9 protein-coding genes are annotated in these 9,194 nt (G+C 67.8%); 6 read left to right on the top strand and 3 right to left on the bottom strand.

What is annotated here, in order from left to right:
- On the bottom strand, nucleotides 1-788 hold a 788-nt coding region (locus VD972_RS12075; RefSeq protein ID WP_324985594.1), incomplete at its 3' end, for a PHP domain-containing protein.
- Between the two features lie 196 nt (nucleotides 789-984).
- Between VD972_RS12075 and VD972_RS12070 the strand changes: the two genes are divergently transcribed.
- Both VD972_RS12070 and VD972_RS12065 read left to right on the top strand, forming a co-directional pair.
- On the top strand, nucleotides 985-1,470 hold the full coding sequence (locus VD972_RS12070; RefSeq protein ID WP_324985591.1) for an NfeD family protein: 486 nt from the start codon (nucleotides 985-987) through the stop codon (nucleotides 1,468-1,470).
- Complete coding sequence (locus tag VD972_RS12065) at nucleotides 1,471-2,553, top strand: SPFH domain-containing protein (protein WP_324985587.1); 1,083 nt, start codon at nucleotides 1,471-1,473, stop codon at nucleotides 2,551-2,553.
- Nucleotides 2,554-2,669: 116 nt separating this feature from the next.
- Here the strand turns inward: VD972_RS12065 and VD972_RS12060 are convergent, their stop codons facing one another.
- Nucleotides 2,670-4,724, bottom strand: a complete 2,055-nt coding sequence (locus tag VD972_RS12060) for a M20/M25/M40 family metallo-hydrolase (RefSeq protein WP_324985584.1) — start codon at nucleotides 4,722-4,724, stop codon at nucleotides 2,670-2,672.
- A 71-nt stretch (nucleotides 4,725-4,795) separates the two neighbouring features.
- Between VD972_RS12060 and VD972_RS12055 the strand changes: the two genes are divergently transcribed.
- From VD972_RS12055 to VD972_RS12045, 3 genes are read left to right on the top strand one after another with little or no spacing between them, the layout of a single operon-like run.
- Nucleotides 4,796-5,245, top strand: coding sequence for a DoxX family protein (locus VD972_RS12055; RefSeq protein ID WP_324985581.1), 450 nt, complete (start codon nucleotides 4,796-4,798; stop codon nucleotides 5,243-5,245).
- Nucleotides 5,246-5,255: 10 nt separating this feature from the next.
- Nucleotides 5,256-6,131: a bile acid:sodium symporter family protein gene (locus VD972_RS12050; protein WP_324985578.1), complete on the top strand. Its 876-nt coding sequence runs from the start codon at nucleotides 5,256-5,258 to the stop codon at nucleotides 6,129-6,131.
- Nucleotides 6,112-7,872 (top strand): N-acyl-D-amino-acid deacylase family protein, encoded by a 1,761-nt coding sequence (locus VD972_RS12045; RefSeq protein ID WP_324985575.1) that lies wholly within the window; start codon nucleotides 6,112-6,114, stop codon nucleotides 7,870-7,872. The genes VD972_RS12050 and VD972_RS12045 overlap by 20 nt, the downstream gene beginning before the upstream one ends.
- Before the next feature lie 84 nt (nucleotides 7,873-7,956).
- Here VD972_RS12045 and VD972_RS12040 read toward each other — a convergent pair whose 3' ends face one another.
- Entirely contained in the window at nucleotides 7,957-8,448 is a 492-nt protein-coding gene (locus tag VD972_RS12040) for a hypothetical protein (RefSeq protein WP_324985572.1), read from the bottom strand.
- Between the two features lie 174 nt (nucleotides 8,449-8,622).
- On the opposite strand from VD972_RS12040, the gene VD972_RS12035 reads away from it, so the two are divergent.
- Nucleotides 8,623-8,997: a hypothetical protein gene (locus VD972_RS12035; protein ID WP_324985571.1), complete on the top strand. Its 375-nt coding sequence runs from the start codon at nucleotides 8,623-8,625 to the stop codon at nucleotides 8,995-8,997.
- Nucleotides 8,998-9,194: the final 197 nt, after the last annotated feature.

Below are 9,194 nucleotides of genomic sequence, written 5' to 3'. Positions count from 1 at the left end.
CGCCCAGGCGGCAGATCCTCCTCGGAGAAGTGGTAGCGCAGGTCATCCAGCGTGGCGTGGCAGCGACTGGCGAGCTCCACCGAGCGCTCCAGCACCTCGGGGCGATCCCGGAACAGCCGCTCCATCTCCGCGGGGGACTTGAGGGTGCGCTCGGCGTTGGGCAGCAGCCGGGTGCCGGCCTTGTCCACCGTCGTCTTGTGGCGGATGCACGTGAGCACGTCCTGGAGCGGCTGGCGGCGCCGGTGGTGCGTGTGCACGTCGTTGTGCGCGCACAGGGGCACCCCGAGCGAGTGCGCCAGGGCCTCGGCCTGGGCCTCGCGGGCCTTGTCCCCCGCGGACAGCGTGCGGCACAGCCCCACGTGGAAGCGCCCGGGGAAGGCCTCGGCCAGCGGCGCCACCTGCTCGGCGGGGGCCGGGTTCGGCAGCAGCGCCATCAACCCCTCGGAGCGCTCGGCCACCGAGCGCCACGGCAGCCCTGCCTCGCCCTTGGGGTGCGACATGCGGCTGGCCGACACCAGCCGGCACATGTTGGCGTACCCGGTGGCGTCCATGGCGTAGATGATCACCGGTGGGCCGTCCATCAGCGTGAGCTCGGTGCCGAGGATCAGCTTGAGGCCGTGCTCCTTGGCGGCCAGGTGCGCCTTGACGATCCCATACAGCCCGTCCGCATCCGTCAGCGCCAGCGCCTGCATCCCCAGCCGCGCGGCCGTGGCCACGAGCTCCTCCGGGTGCGAGGCCCCGCGGAGGAACGTGAAGTTGGATCGGCAGACCAGCTCGGCGTACACGATCTCCAAGATACTGGACGCACGTTCAGAGCGCAGCCTGGAAAGCGTGAAAACCGTCGAATCTCGTGAAGATCTGCCCCCGTGTCCGATTGCTTGTCCGGTTTGCGAGACAGGGATCGAGCGGGCGCATATCTAAGGAGCGCCAGTGGGCCCGCCGGTTTGACAGGAAGCCGAGCCCACTGCCAAAGAGGAGCCCGACATGGATCTGACTCCCACCGATTGGCAGCTGTGGATCGTCGCGGCGCTGGTGTTCGGCGGCCTGGAGATGAAGCTCTCTGGGTTCGTGACGCTGTGGTTCGCGGTGGGCGCGCTGGTCTCGGCGCTCGCGGCGGGGCTGGGCCTGGGCATCAACACCCAGCTCGTCCTCTTCACACTGGTTTCGGTGGCCCTGTTCTCCGCGTCCCGGACGATCTTCAAGCGAGCATTCATGCGCTCGGCCAGCCCCCTGAAGATGGGGGTGGAGGCCATGGTGGGGCAGGAGGCGGTGGTGACCGAGGCGCTGGCGGACCCGCACGGAGGTACTGTGCGGATCAACGGCGAGCTGTGGATAGCGCGCTCGCTGGCGGGCCCGGTGGCCGAGGGCGAGCGCGTCACCGTCGAGCAGGTCGAAGGACTGAAGCTATGGGTGCGACGCCCCTCCGCGTCGCTCGAGGTCTCCGCACAGCGGAAGAAGGAGAGAGAGTAAATGACATTCATGACGGTGCTGTTCATCGTCGCGGCGCTGGTGGCGGGCTTTGCCCTGGTCACCGGCATCCGTATCGTCCCGCAGGCCAAGGTGATGGTGGTCGAGCGGCTGGGCCGGTTCCACCACTTGGCGCACAGCGGCCTGAACATCCTGATCCCGTTCCTGGACAGCCCGCGCCCCTTCGAGATGCGCACCGGCAACCGCGCCACCCGCAGCAATCTGGTGGATCTGCGCGAGCAGGTCATGGGCTTCGAGACCGTGCAGGTCATCACCCATGACAACGTGAACATGGAGGTGGGCTCGGTCATCTACTACCAGGTCGTCGATCCGGCCAAGGCGCTCTACGCGGTGGAGAACCTGGCGCTGGCCATCGAGCAGCTGACGATGACGAACCTGCGCAACGTCATGGGCGGGCTGACGCTGGACCAGACGCTGACCAGCCGCGAGACGGTGAACACCAAGCTGCGCATGGTGCTGGACGAGGCCACGGAGAAGTGGGGCGTGAAGGTGACGCGCGTGGAACTGCGCGAGATCGAGCCGCCCCAGGCCATCAAGGATGCCATGGCCAAGCAGATGACGGCCGAGCGCGAGCGGCGCGCCGAGGTGACGAAGGCCGAGGGCGACAAGAGCGCGGCGATCCTCCAGGCGGAGGGCGAGAAGATCTCGCGGATCCTGCGCGCCGAGGCGGAGCGCGACGCGGAGGTGGCGCGCGCCGAGGGGCACAAGCAGGCGGTGGTGCTGGACGCGGAGGCGAAGGCGACGGCCACGCGCCTGGTGTTCGAGGCAGTGCACGAGGGCCGGGCGACGCCGGAGATCCTGGCGCTGAAGTACCTGGAGACGCTGCAGGAGCTGGGCAAGGGCAGCAACAAGGTGTTCGTGCCCTACGAGGCCACCGCGGTGCTGGGCAGCATGGGCATGGTCAAGGAGCTGTTCTCCAAGGACGGGGACGCGACGTCCGAGTCCGGCAAGACGCGGCCTTCCGCTGCGGCCCTGAGCGCACAGGCCATCGCGCGCAACCTGGGGCAGCCGCAGCAGCCGGTGCCCGTGCGCCGCGGCACGCCGCAGCTCCCGCAGGACGAGTAACCGCCGATCTCAGGACCGTGCTCCCAGGGGTGGGCCCCAAGCTCCCTCTGGGAGGCCCGGCCCTGGGGGACAGCGGAGGTGAAGTCGAGCAGGCCGATGAACCACACCGGCCGGCTCTACGGCGACACGGCGAAGATCAGATCGTCGTGGTCCGTGTACGAGCCCGAAGCGCACGTGCCCGCGCTGCCCCCGTAGCGGAAGTTCGCGCGCACCGCCTGCAGCGCACCCGCCGGCAGCGTGTACGTCGCCGACAGCGTCTGCGTCCCCGACTTCGTCGGCGTCAGCGTGCCGAGGAACACCCAGCTCGGGCTGTTCGCGTTCGCCGCGTAGTACAGGTCCAGCTTGTCCGAGGTGTAGCTGGAGTACGCCCACACCGTGGCCTCGATGCGCACCGTCTTGCCCGTCCGAAACGCCGTGCCATCCGTTGTCAACACGCGGATCCGGTCATTGGACTCGTCCGAGTGGTACACGCCCGAGGTGCCATCCGCGCACGTGCCACCGAGGGTGTTCGGCTTGTTGACCTCGGGGCCCAGGTTCGCGCGGCCATTGAGCAACGAGGGGCCCGAGTCACACACGCTGTTCACGCTGGCGCACTTGGGCGCCCTCAGCGTCGCGTCATACACCGCCGTAGTGCTCACGTTGTTGACCGTGACCGTCACGCTCGCGCTGGTGCCCACGTTGCCTGCCGCATCGTACGCCTTGGCCACCAGCACCCGGCTGCCATTCGCAGACGTCGTCGTGGCCCAGGCGTAGCTGTACGGCGACGTCGTGTCCGAGCCCTTCAGTGCCCCGTCCACGAAGAACTCCACCCGGCTCACCGCCACGTCGTCCGAGGCGCTCACCGCGATGGTCGCTGCCCCTGTCACGGTCGAGCCCGCCGCTGGCGCGGTGATGGCTGCCATGGGCGGCGTGGTGTCGCTCGAGCCTCCGCTCACCGAGCCCTTGGCCAGCTCCGCCATGAAGCCCGCGGCGATCTTCGAGAACTTCAGGGCGTGCGTCGCCGTGCCCGCGCTCTGCGTCAGCGTGTCGCTCGTCGTGTGGATGGTCGGGTTGTCATCTCCCATGAGCGCCTCGAAGGGCAGCGAGGAGGCGAAGCCGTTGTTCGTCCACGACACGTGGTCCGAGCACCCGTAGCCGCACGACGTGTTGGCCCACGTGCCGATCGCGTACGTGTCGATGACGTTGGTGAGGAACGCGTTCTGCGCTGCGTTGACGTTGTCCGTCAGCAGGCCGATGTCCACGCTCGAGCCGCGGTAGTTCGTCATGTCCAGCTGCAGCACGCCCACCACGTTGACCAGGTTGTTCTTGTGCCAGACGGCAATGTCCCTGGAGCCCCTCAGGCCCACCTCCTCGGCCGCGTAGCCCATGAACTTCACCGTGCGTGCCGGCCGGTAGCCCTTGACCATCGCCGCCCGGATCGCCTCCGTGAGCGAGGCGATGCCCGAGGCGTCGTCATCCGCGCCCGGTGCCCGGCCCGTGGAGGGGCTGCCGCCGTTGATCGAGTCCAGGTGCCCGCCCAGCACCACCACCTCGTTGGGCAGGCTGGTGCCGGTGATGGTGAGGATGACGGAGGGCTGGTTGTAACCCGAGTGCGCGAACGTGGTGACGCTCACATCCGGGCGCCCCGTGGCCAGGCTCTGCCAGTGCGACTTCAGCCAGTTGGCCGCGTCCGTGCCCGTCTGCGCCGTGTAGTACCGGTTGTTGTAGGCCGCCATCGTGGAGATGGTGTTGCGGACGTTGATCTCCTGCATCTCGCTGAACAGCGAGCTCACCGTCGCCCCGTTGTCGATGGTGTAGGTGACCAGGGACTTGACGGGGACCGGGGTGCTCGCCGTGTCCAGCGCCGTCTGCGCCTCCTGCTGCGAGTCATGGGAGATGAAGCCGGCGCACCGGTTGTACTTGTCATGCATCACCTTGGCGATGACCGGCAGGTGCGACTCGCGCACCTCGAGCGCCGCCACGCCGTTCTTCACCGATACCTGGCCGTCCTGCTGCCAGCCTGCGCCGCGCAGCGCCGCCAGCACCGGCACCAGGGTGTCCTCGCCAAGGGTGATCCACTGCTCGCGATCCGCAACCGGCTGCGTGATGGCCAGGATCGGCTGCGCCTGCGCCAGCACGGGGGTAGCACCCCAGAGCAACAGCGCCGCGGTAGCGAAACGCCTCACTTCCATGATGCTCCTCCGATTCAGAAAACCTCTAATTCTTTGGAATCCTAGAGGCCGCGGCACTCTATCCTGTGGGCATGAGGTTTCCAGGCTCTGACTTCCTCGACCGGCACCGTGAGGACGCCACGCTCTTCATCCGGCTCATCGTGGGCTTCCACCTGGTGTACGGCACCCAGGACAACGTCTTCAGCTGGGAGCGGATGCTGGAGTTCGAGCGCTTCCTGGCGGAGCGCAGCGTGCCCTACCCGCTCGCCGCCGCGATCATCTCCGTCTACGCCCAGTTCTTCTCCGGGCTCCTCTTCATCGTCGGCGCCGCCGTCCGTTGGGCCGGCGCGGTGATGATCATCAACTTCATCGCCGCGCTCATCATTGCCCACCGTGGCCTGCCCTATCCGGCGAACTTCCCACCGTTGATGATGCTGGCCGCCGCGTGCTTCTTCCTCTTCCACGGCGCGGGGGGCCTGTCCTTGGATGCGGCGCTGGCCCGGCGCCGCCAGGCGGCTTCTCCGACCGGGGCATCGCGCTAAGCTGCCAGGCATGAACGCGCAGCAGATCGTCCTGAGCCTCGTGCTGGCCGTGATGGTGTTCTCGGTGGCGCTGGAGCTGCGCGTGGAGGACTTCCGGCGCGTCACGCAGATGCCGGGCAGCGTGGTGTGCGGGTTGATTCCTCAGTTCGTCCTGCTGCCGGTGGGCACCTGGGGCGCCACGCTCCTGCTCGAGCTGCCTGCTCCCATCGAGGCGGCGATGATCCTCGTGGCGTCCTGCCCGGGCGGCAGCCTCAGCAACATCATTACCCACTACGGCGGCGGCAACACCGCGCTGTCGGTCAGCATCTCGGCCGTGGCCAGCCTGCTCGCGCTGGTCCTCACCCCCTTCCACTTTGGCTGGATGATCGCCTCCAATCCGGCGACCTCGTCATGGCTGCGCGGCCTGGAGGTCGATCCGTCGGACATCTGGATCAGCCTGGTGCTCATCCTGGCGGTGCCGATGTTGCTGGGCCTGCTGTTCAACCACAAGCTGCCCGGTGCCACCGCGAAGCTCCAGAAGCCACTGGCGAACTTCAGCCTGCTCGCGCTGTTCGTCTTCATCGTGATGGGGCTGTTCCGCCAGAGCCACCTCCTGACCGCGCAGATCCTCCCGCAGTTCGTGCTGGTGGTGCTGCACAACGCGGGCGGCCTCGCATGCGGCTGGCTGTCCTCGGTGGCCATGGGGGTGCCCGAGCGCGACCGCCGCGCCGTCATGCTCGAGGGCGGCATGCAGAACGCGGGGCTGGCGCTCGGCATCATCGCCGTGCAGTTCAACTCCGATCTGGGCATGGTGATCGTCGCCAGCCTGTGGGGGATCTGGCACATTGTGTCCGGCCTCACGCTGGCGACCTTGTGGAGGAGGAAGGATGCTCGATCTGCTGCTTGAGGGAGGCACCGTCATCGACGGCGCCGGTGCAGCACCGCGCACCGCGGATGTGGGCATTCGGGATGGCCGGATTGTCGAGGTGGGTCGCATCACGGAGGCCTCGCGCGAGCGCATGCAGATCCCTGGGGCCTGGGTGACCCCTGGCTTCATCGACATCCACACCCACTACGACGGCCAGGCCAGCTGGGATGAGACCTTCTCGCCGAGCATCCACCATGGCGTGACGACGCTGATGATGGGCAACTGCGGCGTCGGCTTCGCGCCGGTGCGACCGGGCGGGCAGGCCCGCCTGATCAGCCTGATGGAAGGCGTCGAGGACATTCCGGGAGCCGCACTCGCCGAGGGCATCCGCTGGGGCTGGGAGAGCTTCCCGCAGTACATGGACACGCTCGCGGCGAACCCACACAGCCTGGACTTCCTCGTGCAGGTTCCTCACGATCCTCTGCGCATCTACGTCATGGGCGAGCGCGCCGAGGCGAATCAGGCCGCGACCCCCGAGGACATCGCTGCGATGCGCCACCTGCTGCGCGAGGCACTCCAGGCGGGTGCTGCGGGCTTCACCACTGGCCGCACCGACAACCACCGTACGGCGGAGGGCCGGGAGACCCCCGCCTCGGAGGCGAGTGCCGCCGAGCTCGCGGGCCTCGCGCAGGCCTTCCAGGGGCTCTCGCACGGCGTGGTGCAGGTCGTGAGCGACTTCGACCTGCTGCGTGACCCGGGCCGGTTCCACGCCGAGTTCGATCTGGTCGAGCAGCTCGCCCGTGCCGCCAGCCGACCGCTGTCGATGACCTGGCTGCAGCGCGACCCGGGCGGCGAGCAGTACGAAGCCATCCAGGCCCGCGTCGAGGCGGCGGTCTCACGGGGACTGCCGCTGTACCTGCAGGTTGCCGCGCGCGGTATCGGGGTGCTGCTCGGGCTGGATGCGAGCTTCCATCCCTTCATCGGCTTCCCCGGCTACAAGGAGATCGCCTCGTTGCCGCTGGGCGAGCGCGCCGCGGCCCTGCGCGATCCCACCCGGAGGGCACGCATCCTTGCAGAGAAGCCCGATCGGCTGGCCGGTGATGGCACGCCGATCCCGCCACTCGTGGACATCCTGCTGCAGCGGATCGAGCTGATCAGCGCGCGCATGTTCCCGCTCGGCGCGAGGCCGAACTACGAGCCGACCCTGGCCGACTCGTTCCTGGTGCGCGCGAAACGGAGCGGGCAGCCGGCGGTCGCAGCGCTGTACGACTATCTCTGTGAGGGTGACGGCTCGAACCTGATCTACTTCCCGATCTTCAACTACAACGAGGGCTCGCTCGACGTGGTGCACCGGATGCTCGAGCATCCGCGCACGCTTGCAGGGCTCTCGGATGCTGGCGCGCACGTGGGCACGGTGTGCGATGCGAGCTTCTCGACCTTCCTGCTGACCTGGTGGTCACGAGACCGTGAGCGTGAGCGCCTGCCTCTGGAGCGGTTGGTGGAGATGCTGTCCTCACGCAACGCGCACTATCTGGGGCTCACCGACCGTGGCGTCATTGCTCCCGGGATGCGAGCGGATCTCAACGTGATGGATCCGTCGCGACTCGGGCTCCGTGGCCCCGAACTGCGACGCGACCTGCCCGCTGGAGGCAAGCGCTTCGTGCAGACCGCCGAGGGCTATCTGGCGACGTTCGTCGCTGGCCGCGCCGTGCAGCGCGACGGCATCATCTCGCACGAGCGGCCGGGCCGATTGGTCCGGCTGGGATCACGTGCCGTCTGAGAGGCTGCCCGGAGTTGAGGCCACCCTGCCGGCGCGCTCTTGCCCAAGCTGTCTGGTTGTCAGACAGGTTTGTGCCTGGGCTGCTCAGGGCAGCGGCGAGGTGACGTAGTCCTTACCGGCTTCGTGGCAGCCGTGGCAGGTGGCGTGGCCGCGCCCGTAGTAGTTGTTGGAGTAGTCCGGCCCGAACCCCTCGTAGAAGATCCAGGTGTCCTTGCCGGTGCCCTCGGCGATCTTGACGTCCAGGGCATAGCCCCGAAGCGTCTTCCCATCATCCTTGAACAGCTCCTTCACGAGGATGCTGCCCACTGGGTGGGTGGCATTGCCAGCGCGCAGCGACTGAGTGACGGTGTCGTTGAAGAAGACCCGCACCTTGCTGCCGTGAGGAGCTCGCGTCTCGTGAACGGAGGGCTCGGCGAGCCACTCCTTGTACCGCCCGTCGCGCACGAAGGCGGTGATGCCCTCCTCGGAGGTGTCGAGCTCCTGGACAACCCCCAGGCCCTCGTCCACCGAGGAGGAGGGCCCGCATGCAGCGGCAAGCAGGAGCAGGACGGTCGGGAACAGAGAGCGCGGGTGCATCGGGCAGTCCTCTCGGGAGCAGGCGAAGCGGGGCTCAAGGATGAGTTCCCTTCCCACTACGACGGAGGCCCCCCACGGGTTACCTCAGGCCACGCAGGTCAACACGGCAGGGAGGGAACCGAATCCGCGCGGCGGTGTCTGAGCCGCTGAATACCGCAGTTGGGAGGGTCAACAATGTCGGACTTCTTCGTCGCGGGTGGTTGGGGCATGTATCCCACGCTGCTGGCCGGGCTGGGACTGCTGGTGGCCAGCATCTTGTACGCTCGCAGTCCCGAGCGACGATACGTGCCGCTGATGCTGTCACTGGGCGTGTTTACGCTGATCGCCGGAGGGCTCGGCTTCATTACCGGGCTCATGACCTGCCTGAGCAAGTTCGGCGGCCTACCAGCCGGCGCGGATCCCAGGTTCATGGCCTATGGGCTGCAGGAGGCGCTGCACAACATCGTGCTCGCACTGGTGCTGGGCATGCTCGCGGCGCTGTTCGCCTCCGTGGGAGCGTGGCGGCTGTCCCGCCAGCTGCAGCCCTCGGCGATTCCCCAGAGCATGTAGAGCGGAGGGAATCGCCCTCGGGGACCGGGGGTTGCAAGCGGGACGGGACGCGCCTATATCTTTCCCGTCTCCACCCTGCCCGAGGTCTCCGAAACACCCATGAAGCTGAACGCCTGAAATCCGCGGCTCTAGAGCCTTCCCAAGCGTCGAGCCCTGCTCGACCGGATTCAGGAGTTCCTTCATGTCATCCCTTCGCG

The organism is Hyalangium sp. (genome assembly GCF_035629615.1).
Classification (GTDB): Bacteria; Myxococcota; Myxococcia; order Myxococcales; family Myxococcaceae; genus Hyalangium.
The sequence above is the reverse complement of the archived record's forward strand: the minus strand, read 5'-3'. Positions and strand labels throughout refer to the sequence as shown.